The sequence below is a fragment of the Companilactobacillus crustorum JCM 15951 genome, from assembly GCF_001434585.1.
GTDB lineage: Bacteria > Bacillota > Bacilli > Lactobacillales > Lactobacillaceae > Companilactobacillus > Companilactobacillus crustorum.
This window is the reverse complement of record NZ_AZDB01000039.1, coordinates 1-17,810: the sequence shown is the minus strand read 5'-3', so window position 1 is coordinate 17,810 and position 17,810 is coordinate 1. Positions and strand designations below refer to the sequence as shown.

The 17,810-nt window shown below is 35.6% G+C and carries 19 protein-coding genes and 1 pseudogene; 17 read left to right on the top strand and 3 right to left on the bottom strand.

The features are described 5' to 3' along the window. Positions 1 to 90 precede the first annotated feature (90 nt). A complete protein-coding gene (gene yidC / locus FD26_RS09275; RefSeq protein ID WP_057868150.1) occupies positions 91 to 1,089 on the bottom strand; it encodes a membrane protein insertase YidC in 999 nt (332 codons plus the stop codon). A gap of 58 nt (positions 1,090 to 1,147) precedes the next feature. Beyond that, complete coding sequence (locus FD26_RS09270) at positions 1,148 to 1,423, bottom strand: acylphosphatase (RefSeq protein WP_057868149.1); 276 nt, start codon at positions 1,421 to 1,423, stop codon at positions 1,148 to 1,150. A 65-nt stretch (positions 1,424 to 1,488) separates the two neighbouring features. On the opposite strand from FD26_RS09270, the gene FD26_RS09265 reads away from it, so the two are divergent. From FD26_RS09265 to FD26_RS09210, 13 genes are all read left to right on the top strand, one after another. Continuing rightward, on the top strand, positions 1,489 to 2,250 hold the full coding sequence (locus tag FD26_RS09265; RefSeq protein WP_057868148.1) for a TrmH family RNA methyltransferase: 762 nt from the start codon (positions 1,489 to 1,491) through the stop codon (positions 2,248 to 2,250). Between the two features lie 310 nt (positions 2,251 to 2,560). After that, positions 2,561 to 3,607: a phenylalanine--tRNA ligase subunit alpha gene (pheS, locus tag FD26_RS09260; RefSeq protein WP_057868147.1), complete on the top strand. Its 1,047-nt coding sequence runs from the start codon at positions 2,561 to 2,563 to the stop codon at positions 3,605 to 3,607. A 4-nt stretch (positions 3,608 to 3,611) separates the two neighbouring features. Next, the gene (gene pheT / locus FD26_RS09255) at positions 3,612 to 6,017 is read left to right on the top strand and encodes a phenylalanine--tRNA ligase subunit beta (protein ID WP_057868146.1); all 2,406 of its coding nucleotides are present in this window, start codon (positions 3,612 to 3,614) and stop codon (positions 6,015 to 6,017) included. A 107-nt stretch (positions 6,018 to 6,124) separates the two neighbouring features. Next, a complete protein-coding gene (mltG, locus tag FD26_RS09250; protein ID WP_057868152.1) occupies positions 6,125 to 7,237 on the top strand; it encodes an endolytic transglycosylase MltG in 1,113 nt (370 codons plus the stop codon). A gap of 91 nt (positions 7,238 to 7,328) precedes the next feature. Continuing rightward, entirely contained in the window at positions 7,329 to 7,805 is a 477-nt protein-coding gene (greA, locus tag FD26_RS09245) for a transcription elongation factor GreA (RefSeq protein WP_057868145.1), read from the top strand. A gap of 51 nt (positions 7,806 to 7,856) precedes the next feature. Continuing rightward, the gene (locus tag FD26_RS09240; protein WP_057868144.1) at positions 7,857 to 8,153 is read left to right on the top strand and encodes a HesB/YadR/YfhF family protein; all 297 of its coding nucleotides are present in this window, start codon (positions 7,857 to 7,859) and stop codon (positions 8,151 to 8,153) included. Positions 8,154 to 8,191: 38 nt separating this feature from the next. Beyond that, positions 8,192 to 10,288: a peptidoglycan D,D-transpeptidase FtsI family protein gene (locus tag FD26_RS09235; protein WP_371862027.1), complete on the top strand. Its 2,097-nt coding sequence runs from the start codon at positions 8,192 to 8,194 to the stop codon at positions 10,286 to 10,288. 86 nt (positions 10,289 to 10,374) lie between these two features. Further along, on the top strand, positions 10,375 to 10,524 hold the full coding sequence (gene rpmG / locus FD26_RS10910; RefSeq protein WP_075887565.1) for a 50S ribosomal protein L33: 150 nt from the start codon (positions 10,375 to 10,377) through the stop codon (positions 10,522 to 10,524). A gap of 49 nt (positions 10,525 to 10,573) precedes the next feature. Then, the gene (locus tag FD26_RS09230; RefSeq protein ID WP_057868142.1) at positions 10,574 to 11,143 is read left to right on the top strand and encodes a 5-formyltetrahydrofolate cyclo-ligase; all 570 of its coding nucleotides are present in this window, start codon (positions 10,574 to 10,576) and stop codon (positions 11,141 to 11,143) included. Beyond that, a complete protein-coding gene (locus FD26_RS09225; RefSeq protein WP_057868141.1) occupies positions 11,127 to 11,804 on the top strand; it encodes a rhomboid family intramembrane serine protease in 678 nt (225 codons plus the stop codon). Before FD26_RS09230 ends, FD26_RS09225 begins: the two co-directional genes overlap by 17 nt. Beyond that, positions 11,797 to 12,033: a YqgQ family protein gene (locus FD26_RS09220; protein WP_082596277.1), complete on the top strand. Its 237-nt coding sequence runs from the start codon at positions 11,797 to 11,799 to the stop codon at positions 12,031 to 12,033. Before FD26_RS09225 ends, FD26_RS09220 begins: the two co-directional genes overlap by 8 nt. Then, positions 12,030 to 12,992, top strand: a complete 963-nt coding sequence (locus FD26_RS09215; protein WP_057868140.1) for an ROK family glucokinase — start codon at positions 12,030 to 12,032, stop codon at positions 12,990 to 12,992. Before FD26_RS09220 ends, FD26_RS09215 begins: the two co-directional genes overlap by 4 nt. Before the next feature lie 12 nt (positions 12,993 to 13,004). Continuing rightward, positions 13,005 to 13,412, top strand: a complete 408-nt coding sequence (locus tag FD26_RS09210; protein ID WP_057868139.1) for a rhodanese-like domain-containing protein — start codon at positions 13,005 to 13,007, stop codon at positions 13,410 to 13,412. 66 nt (positions 13,413 to 13,478) lie between these two features. Here the strand turns inward: FD26_RS09210 and FD26_RS09205 are convergent, their stop codons facing one another. Beyond that, positions 13,479 to 13,673 carry a DUF3042 family protein gene (locus FD26_RS09205; protein ID WP_057868138.1) on the bottom strand — a complete coding sequence of 65 codons (195 nt, stop codon included), beginning with the start codon at positions 13,671 to 13,673 and terminating at the stop codon, positions 13,479 to 13,481. An 84-nt stretch (positions 13,674 to 13,757) separates the two neighbouring features. On the opposite strand from FD26_RS09205, the gene miaA reads away from it, so the two are divergent. From miaA to FD26_RS09190, 4 genes and pseudogenes are all read left to right on the top strand, one after another. After that, positions 13,758 to 14,684 (top strand): tRNA (adenosine(37)-N6)-dimethylallyltransferase MiaA, encoded by a 927-nt coding sequence (gene miaA / locus FD26_RS09200; RefSeq protein ID WP_057868137.1) that lies wholly within the window; start codon positions 13,758 to 13,760, stop codon positions 14,682 to 14,684. Next, positions 14,677 to 15,927: pseudogene (locus FD26_RS09195) on the top strand (methionine gamma-lyase family protein). The gene miaA and the pseudogene FD26_RS09195 overlap by 8 nt, the downstream one beginning before the upstream one ends. Before the next feature lie 464 nt (positions 15,928 to 16,391). Beyond that, positions 16,392 to 16,523 (top strand): hypothetical protein, encoded by a 132-nt coding sequence (locus FD26_RS11385; RefSeq protein WP_257787252.1) that lies wholly within the window; start codon positions 16,392 to 16,394, stop codon positions 16,521 to 16,523. Between the two features lie 241 nt (positions 16,524 to 16,764). Next, positions 16,765 to 17,742 (top strand): cation diffusion facilitator family transporter, encoded by a 978-nt coding sequence (locus FD26_RS09190; protein WP_057868136.1) that lies wholly within the window; start codon positions 16,765 to 16,767, stop codon positions 17,740 to 17,742. Positions 17,743 to 17,810: the final 68 nt, after the last annotated feature.

Sequence of the window (17,810 nt, the reverse complement as noted above, 5' to 3'; positions counted from 1 at the left end):
GCCATCAACTTGATTTGACGAACAGCCCAAATTATATTATTTAATTTACTGCATAAAAAAACAGCTATGAATTTATAGCTGTTTTTTTTGTTACTTATCACATTTTTGTTTACCCTTATTTAATTCACGAATATTCTTATGCAATTCAGTTTTTTCTTCTTTAGCAACTGAATTGGTAGATGTTGTAGCATTGCTTGCACTTGAAGTAGTAGTAGAATCATTTAAAATACTGTCGATCAATTCTTGAGTAACAACAACTTTGACCGGATTCTTAGCTAACTCGGCATCGGTACTTTTTCTAATTCTAGGAGTAACGATATAGTTAGTGATCAATTGTTGAATGACAATTACAATACCACCGACTAGGAAGTAAAGTGCTAGTGCGGCTGTAGAAATCAAAGAAATGAAGAAGGTCATCATAGGACTCATGATAATCATTGTTTGCATTTGTTTTCTTTGTTCCTGAGGTACGATTTGAAGTGACATCCAACCTTGTACTAGATAGAACAAAGTGGCAATAATAGCAATCAACATACTTGGTTTACCCAAAGGAATTGATAAGAATGTAGCGGCACCAATTTGTTTAGAATATTGCACCGCTTGATAGATACCAATCAAAATAGGCATTTGTAGTAACAGTGGCAAACATCCTAGACCACCGGTTAAACTCATATTGTTCTTTTTGTAGACATCCATCATCAAACCACTGATTTTTTGTTGAGCTTCAGGACCTTTAGCTTTCTTTTGAGCTTCCTGAACCATCTTTAACTGTGGTTGAATAGCACGCATTTTTTCTTGTTGAGTCGTTGACTTATATTGTTGATTCAATGACAACGGAACAAGAATTAGACGAACAACGAAGGAAATGATAACAATTCCCCAAGCGTAAGCATTTTTGCCACCGACTGCTTGTGCTGTTTTTAGAATCAAGTTTTGGAAAGGAATTCCCAGCCATTTATAGATAAATCCATATGGCCCACTAGTTGGAGCATGTAAATTAGCCGAGCCTTGTGCACACCCCGTCAAAACTAGTGTCAGTACTAAAACTAATGACAGTACTGATAAATATTTGACGTATTTTTTATTCACTTAATAAACCACCCTTTTAATCGTATACAAAGTAATATACGTTAACTCATTTGACGTTTCAACCAATCACAGTAAATTTCTCGTAATGTTGTAAGTCGTCAGAAAAAGTATAGTCCATTTTGGTTACTTTTCCAAAGGGAGAAGGGGAAGATTTTACGCGGTTTAAAAAAACATAAAGGACTTTTTGATCTCCCTCGGCCTCAATTGAAACAGAACCATCTAATTCGTTTTTAACAGTTCCGGTAATATTTAATTCTTGTGCTACTTGAAAAGTAGAGTACCGAAAGCCAACGCCTTGAACTAAACCATTAACATTAATAGAAAGATGTTTCATAACTGATCACCTCAAATCTTTGAATGTGTTAATATCTATATTATAGAACAAGAGGGATGGATCATATGAAATATATTGAGTCAAAGAAGAACGATGAAATTAAGCAGCTAAAAAAATTATCTGCTACAAAAAATATTCGTAAGACTGGTACTTACATGATTGAAGGTTTTCATTTAGTACGTGAAGCCGATCAATATGAACAAGAATTTGTGAAACTTTTTGTAACTGAAAAGTACGAAGAAGACCGTTTAGTTAAAAAATACCGTGAAATTGCGACAGTAGTTTCAGAAGATGTTGCCAATGAATTGTCAGAGACAAAGACACCACAGGGTATTTTTGCCGTAATCAAAGTTCAAGCAGGCGATGATGTCAATGAACTTTCTGGTAAATGGGTTATGTTAGATGACGTTCAAGACCCTGGCAATGTTGGAACAATTGTTAGAACTGCAGATGCTGCTGGTTATGATGGCGTAATCACTAGTTTGGATACGGCTGATTTTTATCAACCTAAGGTACAACGTTCAATGCAAGGCAGTCAATTTCATTTGCCAATTTATCGAATGGATATTAATCGTGCCATTAATTTGGCTAAAAAGTCACAATTGAAGATTTATGGTTCTGAGGTTAATGCTCAGGCTAAGCCATATACTGAATTGGACAAGATTGATGATTTTGCTTTAATTATGGGTAATGAAGCTCATGGAATTACTCAGGATGTTTTGAATGAGACTGACGAAAATATTTATATCCCTATTTTAGGAAAAGCTGAATCACTCAACGTAGCAGTTGCTGCTGGCGTTTTAATGTATGGATTACAATCACTATAAAACTTGCGAAACTTTTTAGTTTTTGTATAATCGTTATATAAATAATATTTAAACATTGACGAAAAATAGTAACTATGGAATTCATGACAGGAAGAACCGTTCACTGAAAAAGGTTTGATGAAAGAAATAGCGAATTCACTTTCCGAGTTTTAAGTTAGTTACTATATAACTACTTGAGTGCATGCTTTTTTAGCGTGAACTAGGGTGGTACCGCGAGTCCTCGTCCCTTTTTTTAGGGATGGGGACTTTTTTTGTATATTAAATGATTTTAAAAAGTTAAAACAGATCAATTGCAATTAGGAGGAAAACAATGTCATTAAATGATACGTTAAAAAATTTAAGAGAAAATGGTATTGATGAAGCCAAACGTGCTGAAAGACTTCAAGAACTAAATGACTTGAGGGTTAATCTTTTAGGTAAAAAAGGTCCGATTACTAAGGCTTTACGCGGTATGAAGGATGTTCCAGCTGAACAACGTCCAGAAATCGGAACTTTAGCTAATAATGTGAAAAAAGATATTCAAGCAGCTATTGAAGAGAAGATGGCCGAGCTTAACAAACGTTTAGTTGCTAAAAAGCTGGAAGAAGAAACGATTGATGTTACTTTGCCAGCAACAAAACAATCTCAAGGAACTAAACATATCTTGAATCAGACAATTGAAGATATCGAACAATTTTTCATCGGTTTGGGTTATGAAGTAGCTGGTGGCTATGAGGTTGAAGAAGATCATTATAATTTTGAAAGATTGAATATCCCCAAGGATCACCCGGCTCGCGATATGCAAGATACTTTCTATTTATCAGATGAATTGTTGATGAGAACTCAAACGTCTGCACAAGAAGGACGGGATATGGAAGCCCATGATTTTACTAAGGGTCCTTTGAAAATGATTTCTCCTGGTGTGGTTTATCGTCGTGATGATGATGACGCAACTCATTCTCATCAATTCCATCAAATTGAAGGATTAGTAGTTGATAAAAATATCAGTATGGCTGATTTAAAAGGTACTTTGGATGCCTTATGTCGTCACGTATTTGGGGCTGATCGTGAAATTCGTTTTCGTCCTAGTTACTTCCCATTTACTGAACCATCTGTTGAAGTTGATGTTTCGTGTTTCAACTGTGGTGGCGAAGGATGCCGTATTTGTAAATACACAGGTTGGATTGAAGTTTTAGGTGCAGGGCTAACACACCCTAATGTCCTAAAAATGTCAGGAATCGATCCTAAAGAATACAGTGCGATGGCTTTTGGCCTTGGCCCAGAACGTTTCGCCATGCTTAAATATGGAATCAACGATATTCGTGATTTCTATCTAAATGACGTTAGATTTCTAGAACAATTCAAAGGAGTAAATTAAGATAATGAAGATTTCTGTTAATTGGTTAAAAGAATATATTCCTGTTGATCATACAGTTGAGGAAATGGCTGATAAAATATCTCTTACTGGAATTGAATCTAGTCCGGTGAGATTAGGCGAAGAATTGACTGATTTGGTTGTCGGACATATTACTAAAGTTGAACCACATCCAGATTCAGATCATTTGAAGGTTTGTCAGGTTGATGTAGGAGAGAGTGCAGAGATTCAAATTGTCTGTGGTGCTCCTAATGTTTCAGTTGATCAATATGTAATAGTAGCAATGCATGGTGCTCACTTACCTAATGGTGTACGAATCAAACGTGGTAAATTACGTGGTCAAGAATCAAACGGTATGATTTGTGGACTTGATGAAGTTGGTGTGCCAGCTAAATATATGCCTAAAGAATTTGAAAATGGAATTTATGTTTTTGACGAACCCCAAACACCAGGTACAGCGGTTTATGACTTACTAGGTTTGAAGGATCAAATGATTGATATTGATATCACGCCTAACCGTGCTGATACATTGGGCATGCATGGAGCAGCTTGGGAAATTGGTGCCACATATAACGAAAAGCCAGTTTTCAAAAAGCCAGAACTTGATAGCGGCAAAATTAAAGATATGAATGATGTAACGGTTGATGTTAAAGTTAAAGACTTGGTGCCAGATTATTTAATTCGTGAGTTGAAAGATGTCAAAGTTACAAAGAGTCCTTTGTGGATGCAAAGAAGACTATGGAATCAAAATATTCGTCCAGTCAACAGCATTGTCGATGCTGCCAACTATGTCATGATTGAATATGGACAGCCAGTTCAAGTCTATGATTTGGATAAACTAGAAAATAGTAGTTTAACAGTTAAAATGGCTCAAGATGGTGATAAATTACAATTAATTGATGACGAAAAGGCTTTGAACCATAACGACATCGTGATTGCTTCAGGAGATAAAGTCCTAGGCTTAGCAGGTGTTATTAATGGCTCGAACGCTACAGTTGATGAAAATACTAAGAATGTCTTGCTAGAAGCTGGAGTTTTTGATGGTGCATCTGTTCGTAAGACTGCTCAAAGACATGATCTTCGTAGCGATGCTTCTAGTCGTTTTGAAAAAGGCGTTGACAATGGTATTGTTTCTGAAGCCTTGACTCGTGTGGCCCAATTGATTACCAATGACAGTCCGGTTGAAGCCATTTCTCAAGAAATTGTCGGTAACTTTACTAAGGCTGAACCAATTGTGATTAAAGGAAGCATTGCCCATATTAATCATTTAATGGGATTAAATTTGTCAGTAACTGAAATTAATAATATTTTTGACCGCTTAGGTTTTGAAACTCAATTGGTCGGTGATGAGGTTACTGTTACTATTCCAACTCGTCGTTGGGATATGACTATCGAAGCTGATCTTGTAGAAGAAGTTAACCGAATTTATGGTTATGCTAACTTACCTAATACTTTACCTGCTGGAATGGAAACTCGTGGTGGTTATAGTCCAGAACGTGAATTAGGCAATAAATTACGTGATATTTTATTAGGCGAAGGTATGGATGAAGTAATCAACTTCTCATTGCTTAATAAGCAAGAAGTTGAAGATTTCAATACAATTGGCAGTGAATATACTAAATTATTGCATCCAATGACTGAAGACCATGAATATTTACGTAATAGTTTGATTCCTGGCTTGGTTCGTAATATTGCTTATAATCAAGCTCGTAAGAATAATGATTTAAGTATTTTTGAACAGGCTAGAGTTTTTGATCGTTTAACTGGTCAAGATCGTCCTAATGAAATACCATATATTTCTGGTGCAATTAGTGGTAATGTAGTCGAGGATTCTTGGAATTCAGAGCCAAGAAAGGTCGATTTCTATTACATCAAAGGAATCGTTGAGGAATTATTGTCATTTACCAATGCTGATGCTAATTTCACATTCGTAGCGACGGATCAATATTCTAATATGCATCCAGGCCAAACAGCTCAAATTAGGGCTAATGATCAGGTAGTCGGCTTAGTTGGTAAGTTGCATCCAGATTATCAAAAAGAACACAATATTGATGATACTTTTGTTTTTGAATTAAATGTTATAGATTTATTCAACTTGAATAAGAAGAATGTTAAAGCTCAAAGTGCTCCTAAGTATCCATCAGTGACACGTGATTTAGCTATTTTGATTGGAAATGATATTGAAAATGGTCAAATTATCAATGATATTTTTGCTAACGGTGGCAAATACTTGCATGATGTTAATATCTTCGATGTATATGAAGGTAAGAATATCAAGCCAAATCATAAGTCACTTGGATATCATTTAGTATTTTTGAATCCTGATAATACTTTGACAGATGAAGAAGTAGAAAAAGCTTTTGCACATGTAAAAGACAGTTTGGTTCAAAAATTTAATGTGGAAATTAGATAATTATTCCAAAACTAATGGTATAATTCTAATAAATTAACTCGGGAGGCTGTGTCTTGAGCCAAAAGGATGATAAAAAAGAAGCATTGAAGCAAGAATCAGATGATAAGATGAAGACTCGAGCCGAAGAACGGACAGTAGCTAATCACATTGCTTACTGGATTGTCGGTGTGATTGCCGTCTTAGCAATCGTTGTTGCTATCATTGGTTTCAATTATGTAAACAGTTCATTACAACCATATAATGCGAATAGCAAAGAAGAAATCGTCGTTAAGATTCCAATCGGTTCTTCTAGCAAAGAAATCGCTAAAACTCTTGAAAAAGACAAGGTTATTAAAAGTGCTACCGTCTTTAATTTTTATATTAAAGCGCAAAATTATAATGATTTCCAAGCCGGTTACTACAAATTTAAGCCATCATGGGATGTTAGTACCGTTGTCAAACAATTGCAAAAGGGTGGAAGTGCTGAGTTGCCAGCAAGTACTAATTCAGGCGACACAGTCTTAGTTCGTGAAGGTATTACGATCGATCAAGTTGGTGATGCTATTCAGAGCGGAACAAAGAGTACTTTGAAGTTTAAAAAGAAGGATTTCTTGAAGCTAATGAAAGATGAATCCTTCATGAAGCAGCTTCAAAAGAAATATCCTGAATTACTCGATTCAACAATGGCCAAAAAGAATGTTAGATATCATCTAGAAGGTTATTTGTTCCCTGCAACATATAGTGTTTACAAGGGTATGACTATGAAAGAATTAGTTGAGCAAATGGTTGAAAATGAGAATAATAAATTGCAGCCTTATTATGCAACTATCAAGGAAAAGGGCTATACAGTTCAACAAGTTTTGACAATTGCATCGTTGGTCGAACGTGAAGGGTTGGACACTAAGAATCGTAAGAAGATTGCTGGTGTCTTCTATAACCGTTTGGCAATTAATATGCCTTTGCAATCTGATATTTCAGTTATGTATGCTTTAAATACGCACAAAACTAAGTTGACTAACAAAGATACGAGTGTGAAGTCGCCTTATAACTTGTATAAGAATACAGGTTATGGTCCTGGACCATTTAACACTCCAAGTTTGGATTCAATTGAGGCAACCTTGAATCCAAGTGATAGAGATGAGAATTACCTCTACTTCTTCGCTAACTTGAAGACAGGTAAGATTACTTATTCACATACTTTGGCAGAGCATAACAGTAGATATGCAACGACAGGTCAATAATGTATAATTGTAGATAGAAAAATAAATGTCATCTAATCAATCTCGATTAGATGACATTTTGAAATTAGAATAATAAAAGGAAGTTATAAAAATGGCAGATAGAAGTTATCCAATGACAGCTGAAGGTAAAAAACAGCTAGAAGAAGAATTAGAAAATCTAAAAAAAGTAAAGCGTCCAGAAGTTATTAATCGTATCAAGATTGCTAGAAGTTTTGGTGATCTTTCTGAGAATTCTGAATATACTTCTGCAAAAGATGAACAAAGTGTCGTTGAATCACGTATTTCTCAAATTATCGAACAATTGCAATACGCTAAAGTCATTGATGCTGACGAAGTGGCTCACGATGAAGTTTCTATTGGTAAAAAGGTTACAGTTCAAGAAGACGGAGAGGAACCTGATATTTATACGATTGTTGGTGCTTCCGAATCTGACCCTGATAATGGTAAAATTTCAAATGATTCTCCAATTGCTAAAGCTTTGCTAGGAAAACATACAGGTGATGTAGTAACTGTTGAAACTCCTGTTGGCAGTTATGAGGTTACTGTTAAAGCCGTTGAAGTTGCTTAATGAATACGTTTTCTGCTATGTTTATCTTAGAAAAATATTGAGGTGGGCATAATGAAGATTGAATTAACTGACAGAGCAGCACAATGGTTTAAAGAAGAGTTGGACTTAGTACCCGGTGATGGTGTACATTTTTATGGTAAGGTCTATGGAAAGACAATGGTTCATGAAGGCTTTTCAATTGCAATGCGCAAAGAAAAACCGGTTGATCCAGTGGCAAGTACAGTGATCGATGGTGTAAGTTATTATATAACTGACAGCGATACTTGGTTTTTTGCCAGATATGATTTGTTAGTTGAATATGATCCTGACCTCGATGGACCTAAGTATATTTTTAAATCGAATGAATAATTTTTCGATTTTTTTGAAGGATAAATATGAGAAGAATACTGGATATAATAAAGAAAAGAACAGGTAGTCAAGCGAAGTCTACTATTCCATTTCGTCTAAACCTGCTTTTTTTTATTGTCTTTGTTCTATTCGCAATGTTAGTCGCACAGTTAGCTTATCTTCAGATCGTTTATGGAGGTAAGTTTCAAGCTGAGGTTGACCGAACAGATAAGACAGTAATGACAGGCAGTGTACCACGTGGAATGATCTACGACGCAAAGGGTAGACTACTGGTTGGAAATTCAACGTCTAATGCTATTACCTATACAAAAGGTGGGAGCGTTAAGTCGTCAGATATTTATACAATTGTTAACAGATTGACAAAATATATTACAGTGGAGCCAACTGATCTAACAAGTCGAGATAAAGCTGATTATATTTTGTCAGCTCCTAATAAATCAGCACAAGTTACTAAACAGATGCCTAAGTCTTACCGTGTTGATTCAAATGGCGATGCTTTGTCTGCTAATAAAATTTATGCTAATGAAGTTAAGTATGTCGAGCAACAAGGTATTCATTTAAATAATAAAGACCTTCAACGGGCAACTTTATTTAAAAAGATGAGTTCGGCTTATTCACTTTCAACAGTTTTTTTGAAGGATAAAAATCTTACAGCCCGGGAAATTGCTGAAGTGAGTGAACATTTAACCGAGTTACCGGGTATCAGTATTGGTAGTAATTGGGATCGTGATTATCCACAGGGTAAGTCAATTGCAAGTATTATTGGTGGAGTTTCAACTGAACAACAAGGTATTCCTGATGATGAAATTAATTCAATGCTAGCAGCTGGCTACTCACGAAATGATCGTGTCGGTACTAGTTATCTAGAGAAGAATTATGAATCAATTCTTTCTGGTACTAAGAGTCAACGTCAAGTACAAATTGGCTCTAATAATCAAATTAAAAAGAGTACAGTGCTTTACAAGGGTCAAAAGGGTGGCAATCTTAACTTAACAATTGACTCTAAGTTCCAAAAGAAAGTTCAAGCAGATTTGGAAGAACAGTACAGTTCTGCTAAAGCTGCTGGAATAACTCAATATTCTGATGGGGCCTATGCGGTTGTTTTAAATCCTAAGACCGGAGCTATTTTAGCGATGGCGGGGATTCATAATAATCCTAAGACCGGTAAGACTAGTGAAGATGCTTTGGGCGTTATCAATAGAACCTTTGTTATGGGTTCAGCGGTTAAAGGTGCCACGGTTTTGGGTGCCTTGATGGATGGCGTTATTACACCTGAAAACAATACTCAAGCTGATGATCCAATCTATTTGCCAGGTTCACCTGTTAAGAAGTCTGTTTATCCAGCTGGTACTTTCAGTAGTCTAGGTGCCGTTCAAGCACTTCAATATTCATCTAATATTTATATGATGAATTTGGCTATGAAGGAAGGAAACGCTAAATACGTTCCTAACGAAGAATTAACTATGGATTCAGATATCTTCTCTAAATTGCGTGGTTACTTTAACCAATTTGGTTTAGGCGTCAAAACCGGAATTGATATTTCTGGTGAAACAAAGGGTATTGAAGGTTCTACACTCACTAGTGAAGGTAAGTTGAAAACCGGTTCTGCACTGGATTTGTCTTACGGAAACTATGATGCTTATACATTGATTGAAATGGCACAATATATTTCGACAATTGCCAACGGTGGTTATCGTTTGAAACCTTATGTTGTTCAATCTATTCAAAAGACTAAAGATGATGGGACTAAGGGTGCTTTAACATCTGTTACTAAGCCTTCGGTCTTGAATCGTGTTGGTGTTACTCAAGATGAATTGAATGTTGTTAAGAAGGGAATGTATGAAGCTGTTCATGGTAGTGGCTACTGGACTACAGCTACTAAATTAGCAGATTTGTCTCCGGCTGTTGCAGCTAAAACTGGTACGGCTCAATCATTCTATTATGATCCTGATAATCCTAGTTCTGATCCTCCTGAAACAATTACAACTAGTTTGGTAAGTTTTGGTCCTTATGATGATCCTAACGTTGCCATGGCTATTGTATTTCCTAATTTGACAAGTGAGGACGGAAGTTATCCAAACTTGCTCGCTCATCAAATTTATACGGACTATTATAAGATGACAGGTCAGAAATAATCTGAATTTGGCCTTTTAAAATATGCGAAAAAATGATATATTTAATTAGTTGAATTTAGTTAAGTATTATGAAAGGATATTCCAATATGAGAGTAAATATTACAATGGAATGTACTTCATGTCATGAACGTACATATCTAACAAACAAGAGCAAGCGTAACAATCCAGATCGCCTTGAACTTAAGAAATATTGTCCACGCGAACGTACTGTTACATTGCATCGTGAAACAAAATAAACAACAGGTTAAAACCCCTGTTGTTTTTTTTTACTAAGGGAGTGTTTAGTTGGATAAGGTAAGCTTTAGAAAAAAACAAATTGACCTTGTTAGTGATTTTATGAAATCCGATAAAGCTCAAAAAGAGATCAATGATCTTTATTTTCAGTTGTTTAATTATTTGGATTTTCAAAATGCGTCTAGTATTGGTATTACATTGAGTAAAAATCATGAAATTCCAACTTTTCCAATCATTAATCAATGTTGGGAAATGGGGAAGGAAGTTTATATTCCTAAAACTTTTTCTGATTACTCAATGACATTTGTTAAATATACTAATGATACTGAATTGGAGGAAAATTACTTTGGTATTAAAGAACCGAAAGATTATCAAAGTGATGTTTTAGATCCTCCCAATCTAATGATTGTTCCTGGACTGGCTTATTCGGCTGATAATAACCGTTTAGGGTCCGGTGCTGGTTATTTCGATCGTTATTTGGCTAAATATCCAACTAAAACAGTATCTCTAGCCCTATCTGAACAATATTATCAAGATACAGTCTGGCCAGTTTATGTTTTAGATAAACCAATTGATAAAATAATTGTCTCGAAGAGTGAACAAGATGCAGCTATTCAATAGACAGAGTAAATCATATGTAACTTGGCTGCTACTCCTAGTAACTGTAGCCATGTTTTTGGTAGAGTCGTTGCTTGGTGGTTCACAAAATCTTAATACATTGATTCTTTTAGGGGCAAAGACTAATAGTTTGATTCAGGAAGGTCAGTGGTGGCGCTTAATAACACCGATGTTTTTACACATTGGTATCTTCCATATTTTCATGAATGGGTTTACACTGTTATATGTCGGTCAAGTATTAGAGCCGATGATAGGTCATTGGCGATTTTTAATTTTGTACGTACTGAGTGGGATTACAGGTAATTTAGCTAGTTTTGCTTTTGGAGCTAATAATGCTTTGTCCGCTGGTGCTAGTACCTCGTTATTTGGGATGTTTGGAGCCTTTTTAGCTTTGGCATTAATTTATCGAGAAAATCGTTTTTTGACGGAATTAGGTAAAAGTTTCTTAGGTCTGATCGTCGTTAACTTGTTGATGGATCTAACTATGTCAGGTATTGATATTTGGGGCCACATAGGCGGTGCTATTGGTGGTTTGTTGCTAGGGTATGCGTTAGGTATACCAAGAATAAATCGCCCTAAAATGATCTTACGAATTTTGGCTATAGTAATCGTTGTCGTTATTTCTTATTTTATGTATGTAAAGGGTATGATAGTTTATGGATAATATGAGCTTTAGAACCCTCTATGATGTGCAGCAATTGCTCAAGCGATTTGGAACGTTTGTCCATCTCGGTAAAAGAATGTGGGATATAGAGCTTATGTTCATTGAGGTTAAACGCTTGTACGAAGACGGATTAATCGACAAAAAGACTTTTATTAATGCTCAATTGGTCTTAAAACGTGAGCACAGAAAAGAAGAGAAAAAAGAAGAAGAAAAGGACAGATCAAAGTGACAGACAAAAAGTTAATCGGTGTTGACCTTGGTGGTACAACAATTAAATTTGCTATTCTTACTGATAAAGGTGAGATTCAACAAAAGTGGAGTATTGAAACAAATATTCTATCTGATGGACAGTTGATTATCCCTGATATTATTGATTCAATTAATCATCATATCGAGATGTACGGCATGACTTCTGACCAATTTGATGGAATTGGACTTGGTTCTCCTGGTACAATCGATCATGAAAATGGCACGATCAAGGGTGCTTATAACCTTAACTGGACAGATTCAGTTTATCCAGTACGTGATATTGAAAAAGGAACAGGCTTGCCTGTAACAATTGAAAATGATGCAAATGTTGCAGCTCTTGGCGAAAGATGGCAAGGTGCTGGTAACAACGCTAAGGATGTTGTCTTTGTAACACTAGGAACTGGTGTTGGTGGCGGAATTATTCTTAACGGTCAACTAGTTCAAGGTGCTAATGGTGCTGCTGGTGAGATCGGTCACGTGACTGTAGATCCTAATGGTTTCATGTGTACTTGTGGCAAGAGAGGCTGTTTGGAAACAATCGCTTCAGCTACTGGTATCGTACGTGTAGCCAGAGATCGTGCTTCAGAGTATGCTGGTAGTTCAGAATTGAAGGCCATGCTTGATGATGGTCAAGATATTTCAGCTAAAGATGTTTTTGACTTAGCTAAAGAAAATGATGATCTAGCTATGATCGTTGCTGATTATGTTTGTGAATCACTTGGATTTGTATTAGGTAATATTGCTAATACATTGAATCCTAAATATGTTGTTATTGGTGGTGGTGTTTCTGCCGCTGGTGACTTCCTACTTAACAAAGTAGATGCCGCTATGCGTAAGAATGAATTTGCTACTATCAAAGCTTCAACTGAACTAAGACTAGCTAGTCTTGGTAATGGTGCCGGTGTTATTGGTGCTGCTTCATTGATTAAAGTTGATTAGGGGTTTTTATTGATGCAAGTTTTAAATGCGGTTTTGTATGTTATTGTAATAGGATTTTTGATTTATTGGGTAGGCTCATGGCTCTACTTCCGATTAAAAGGTAGACAAATGAATGGCTCATTGGACCAAAAGACTTTTGAGGAAACAATGAGAAAAGCTCAAATTGTGGATTTAAGAGAGAAAAATGCATTCGATGCTAAACATATTTTAGGTGCAAGAAGCCTTCCATATACTCAATTAAAGTACAATGAAGGTGAGTTGCGTCCTGATCTTCCTGTTTATCTTTACGGAGATAATAAGAATATATGTATCCGTGCAGCTCTTAAGATGCAAAAAAAATGGGGCTTTAATGATGTTAAGTGGTTGGAGGATCGTTTTTCCGATTGGGAAGGCAAGACTAAGAAGACCACTAAGATATAAAAAAATGCTGTGCAGAAAATTTCTGACACAGCATTTTTTAGTATAGTTAAATTTTAAGATATCGATTTAGCCTTGATGTGCTTGCAAGCTTTTACGATTGGCACGTCTACGGTTAGCCTCGATACGATCGTTTTCTTCATTTTCAGGTTCAATGACTTGTTTTTTGAATGCATGTAAAGCACCATAAACTGCAGTAGCAGTTGTTAATGAACCAACAAGAAATCCTTTAACAAAACGTAAGTGTTTTTGTTTTTTAGCCATAATATAATTCCTCCTGTCTTTATTCTCATTATGGCTTATTTCCATTAAAATATCTATAAAAGACTGTCTAAGAGAGGTAATTTTTTGAGAAAAGTTGTTGCAATTGTAGGACCAACGGCTGTTGGTAAAAGTGCGCTGGGTTTAAAATTAGCTAAAAAGTTCAATGGTGAGATAATTTCAGGCGATTCGATGCAGATTTATCGTCATCTAGATATTGGGACTGCCAAGGATTCACCTGCAGAATTGGCAGCTGTGCCGCATCATTTAGTGAATATCTGCGATCCTGATCAGCGCTATACAGTAAAAGATTTTCAAGCCCGTGCTAAAAACGTCATAAAAGAGTTGTCTGAGCAGAATAAATTACCATTAGTAGTTGGAGGGACTGGCTTTTATTTAAGCTCATTGACTAATAATTTGAATTTAGGCGGACAATCAGACAGCAATAGTCAAACTAGAAAAGAATTAATGCAATTAGAACAAGCTGGACAAAAAAAACAGCTGCAAGAAATTCTGCAACGTGAAGATCCACTGGCGTATGAAAAGATTGATATTGATAATTCTCGTAGATTAATTCGTGCTATTGAAGTTATCAGAACTACTGGTCAATCAATTTTAAAGCAACATAATGGACAAAAATGGGCTGATTTTTATTTAGTCGGCTTAACTGATGATCGCCCTAAACTATACGATCGGATTAATCGACGAGTAGATCAAATGGTTGAATCGGGACTGCTTGACGAAGCGAAGTATGTTTATGACCATCAAGATAATTTTCCACAAGCTAAAAATGGCATTGGCTATAAAGAACTTTTTCCGTATTTTGCGAAGAAGGCTACATTAGATGATTGTTTAACAGAAATAAAAAAGAACTCTCGTCATTTTGCTAAACGCCAATTTACTTATTTCCGTAATCAGATGGATGTCGATTGGTATAATATTAGTGATGATAATAATTATCAAGCAATTATTGAACAAAAAATCATTAAATTTATAGGAGGACACGATGAGTAAATGGGATGCACAGTTTCCAGATAAGTTAAAACAAGTTATTAAAGAAACTGATAAGATGATTGCTCCAAAGCTTTCAATAATCGACGAACAAGTTTTAGACAATCAGAACAAATTTTTAGAGGCTTTTAGAAACGAAAGTATTGATGAGGCTAGCTTGTTAGGGACAACTGGTTATGGGGATGATGATCGAGGCCGTGATCAATTAGAAGCTGTCTATGCTGATGTATTTAAGACTGAGGCAGCTTTAGTCCGACCTCAGTTTGTTTCAGGAACTCATACTTTAGCCACTGCCTTATTTGGCATATTGCGTCCAGGAGACAACCTTTTGTATGTCACTGGAGAGCCATACGATACTATGCAGGAAGTTATTGGGACGGCTGGAAATAAAAAGGGATCTTTAATTGATTATAAGATTGGCTTTGACTATGTGGATATGAAGGATAATCAGGTTGATTTTGATGCAATGAAGGCAAAGATTAAGTCTGAAAAGCCCAAAGTTATTGCTATTCAAAGATCACGTGGTTACTCAACATGAAAGAGTTTGACCGTAAAAGAAATTGCCGAAATTATTAGACAAATTAAACTAGTAAGCAACGCCATCGTTTTTGTTGATAACTGTTATGGTGAATTTTCTGAAACTTTAGAGCCAACTGAAGTTGGAGCTGATTTAATGGCAGGATCATTGATTAAGAATGCTGGTGGTGGTCTAGCTAAAGTTGGCGGATACATTGTTGGTAAGAAAGATTTAGTTGAATTAGCCAGTTATCGTTTGACAGCCCCCGGTATCGGCGCTTCTGAAGGAGCCACTATCGGACGTTTAGCCGAGATGTTCCAAGGCTTCTTTTTGGCACCAAGAGTGACCGGAAATGCTATTAAGGGAGCTATTTTTGAGGCGGCTATTTTTGAAAAACTAGGCTTAAATGTATCCCCTAAGTGGAATGATGACCGTACTGATTTAATTCAAACAATTGAGTTTAACGATCCAGATAAGATGGTTCGCTTTGCTAAATTAGTTCAAAAGTTTTCACCAATTGATTCCAATGTTTCACCCGTTCCTAGTCCCATGTCGGGTTATGAAGATCAAGTTATCATGGCAGCAGGAACTTTTGTTTCTGGAGCAAGCATTGAATTTTCTTGTGATGGACCAATGCGTGAACCATATATTATTTATATTCAGGGCGGTTTAACATATGAGCATGTGAAGATTGCGATAAGCAATGCATGTAAGGAACTGTTCTTTTAATGTTATTACCTAGAAAGCCAAGTATGTTAAGCGTACTTGGCTTTTTGTTTGTTATATATAGATATCATTTATTTTATGGAACATATAATTTGAGAATAAAGTGGCTTGTTGCTAGAATACGAACTATAAGTCAAATTAAGTAAGAATATTTAAACAAATTTACGATGTCTAAAATTATTTAAAACAGTTTATTGATAATAAATTCTATACCACATGTGCTTTTTAATATTATGAAAATATAACAAAATGCTGTTTCAAAGGAATAAGTTCACTTTATATTAGGTTAAGCTAATTTTTCACTTAAATTTACCTATATTATTATTTAGACAATTTGGTTGAGAAACGTTAAAAAGGTGACACCGAACTATATTAATTATAGAAAATAAAATAGTTTGTTTATTTCTATTGATTTTTAATAAAAAGCGTGTATGATTAGAGACTATAATTAATTGGAGGTAAGCAATATGAGATATAAAGTTACTTTAGATACTAAGCAGCAATTGTTTACCGTATTTGATAAGAAAAACACTAGGGTTTCTGCATGCGGTAAGTCAATTGAAGAAGCTATGAACAAATTATTGAAAATGAGTGCATAGAAGAATAATTGTCATTTGTTAACAAAATTGTAATCTAGAATACAGTTAGTTTACGTCTTCGTAAATTGATAGAATTTTGGCTTAGCAGATGATATATTAAATTTGCAACGAAAGTTGCAGTTCTATCCTCAACGATAACGAAGAAAGTCCTTTCCACTTATGGGAGGGACTTTTTTATTTTTATTAATCAAATTTATTGTTAGAATTGTCTTGTTATAGATATTAAAAGAGGCTGTTAATTATGCAAGAAAGACAAATACATCGTCAAAGGGAAAAAGCTACTTGGAAAAAGATCCAGAAGACTGAGTTGAGTAAGTTAAAAAGTGCCCAGCATCATCTGTGGTTTAATGTTCTAGCGTATTTTCTAATTTCGGTTGTAGAGTTCTATCTAGCAATTGTTGGTCATTCACAGACTTTAAGAGCGGATGCCTTGAATAATTTATCTGGGATAATTTCAGCGGTTTTGTTGTTGATTGGAATTTTTATTGCTCGAGATGTGGACGATGACGATTTAATAGGACAGCCATTACCAGATGATTTATCTAATACAGGACAGAGATTGCAATTAACAAGATTTCATTATGAAACAGTTTTTACCATGATTACTGGATTGATAATGATTGCTATCTCAATTAATGTTATTTACGGTGGTATTAAAAGCTTAATTAATCAAACTAACCAAGAGGTTCCTAAGCCGATAACTTTAGTAGGAGCGGGAATTGCCATGGTAATTATGATGATTGTTTGGTGGTTCAATCGGGCCGGCGGCAGAAAACTTCAAAATGCGGCTTTAATAGCTGCAGCCCAGGACAGTTTAAGCGATGCTTTGACGAGTTTAGGAACAATGGTTGCTATTGGCGGAGCATTAGTTTTTAAAGTAGCTTGGCTAGATGGAGTTGCTAGTATTATCGTTGGTATATTTATTTTGATTGCGGGAATTAGAATTTTTCGTGAAAGCAGTCTAAACTTGGCTGATTACTTTGATCCTGAGGCAGAAAAACAGTTCAAACAAGCGATTGAGCAGTGGTCTGAGGTGATTAGAGTAGAAGAATTGAATGCTCACTATAGTGGCAATATGGTAACGCTAGATATAGTTATTGCAGTTGATCCCCATATGGAGGTTAAAGATAGTTATCGTTTGGGGGAAGAGATTGAATCACAGATGCTTCATCAATTCGGAATTGTTGATACGGATGTAGTGGCTGTTCCAGGACAATAAAAAAAGTCGCCAGAGAATTAACTCTGACGACTTAAAAGTATAATTATGTCACAGGTGAGATTCGAACT

What these genes read in the sequence shown, in the direction of transcription:
- pheS (WP_057868147.1), top strand. Translation starts at nt 2,561, where the DNA reads ATGTCATTAAATGATACGTTAAAAAATTTAAGAGAAAATGGTATTGAT.
- FD26_RS09210 (WP_057868139.1), top strand. Translation starts at nt 13,005, where the DNA reads ATGCAAGTTTTAAATGCGGTTTTGTATGTTATTGTAATAGGATTTTTG.
- FD26_RS09225 (WP_057868141.1), top strand. Translation starts at nt 11,127, where the DNA reads ATGCAGCTATTCAATAGACAGAGTAAATCATATGTAACTTGGCTGCTA.
- FD26_RS09205 (WP_057868138.1), bottom strand. Translation starts at nt 13,673, where the DNA reads ATGGCTAAAAAACAAAAACACTTACGTTTTGTTAAAGGATTTCTTGTT.
- FD26_RS09270 (WP_057868149.1), bottom strand. Translation starts at nt 1,423, where the DNA reads ATGAAACATCTTTCTATTAATGTTAATGGTTTAGTTCAAGGCGTTGGC.
- mltG (WP_057868152.1), top strand. Translation starts at nt 6,125, where the DNA reads ATGAAGACTCGAGCCGAAGAACGGACAGTAGCTAATCACATTGCTTAC.
- greA (WP_057868145.1), top strand. Translation starts at nt 7,329, where the DNA reads ATGGCAGATAGAAGTTATCCAATGACAGCTGAAGGTAAAAAACAGCTA.
- FD26_RS09190 (WP_057868136.1), top strand. Translation starts at nt 16,765, where the DNA reads ATGCAAGAAAGACAAATACATCGTCAAAGGGAAAAAGCTACTTGGAAA.
- FD26_RS09240 (WP_057868144.1), top strand. Translation starts at nt 7,857, where the DNA reads ATGAAGATTGAATTAACTGACAGAGCAGCACAATGGTTTAAAGAAGAG.
- FD26_RS11385 (WP_257787252.1), top strand. Translation starts at nt 16,392, where the DNA reads ATGAGATATAAAGTTACTTTAGATACTAAGCAGCAATTGTTTACCGTA.
- FD26_RS09265 (WP_057868148.1), top strand. Translation starts at nt 1,489, where the DNA reads ATGAAATATATTGAGTCAAAGAAGAACGATGAAATTAAGCAGCTAAAA.
- pheT (WP_057868146.1), top strand. Translation starts at nt 3,612, where the DNA reads ATGAAGATTTCTGTTAATTGGTTAAAAGAATATATTCCTGTTGATCAT.
- FD26_RS09220 (WP_082596277.1), top strand. Translation starts at nt 11,797, where the DNA reads ATGGATAATATGAGCTTTAGAACCCTCTATGATGTGCAGCAATTGCTC.
- rpmG (WP_075887565.1), top strand. Translation starts at nt 10,375, where the DNA reads ATGAGAGTAAATATTACAATGGAATGTACTTCATGTCATGAACGTACA.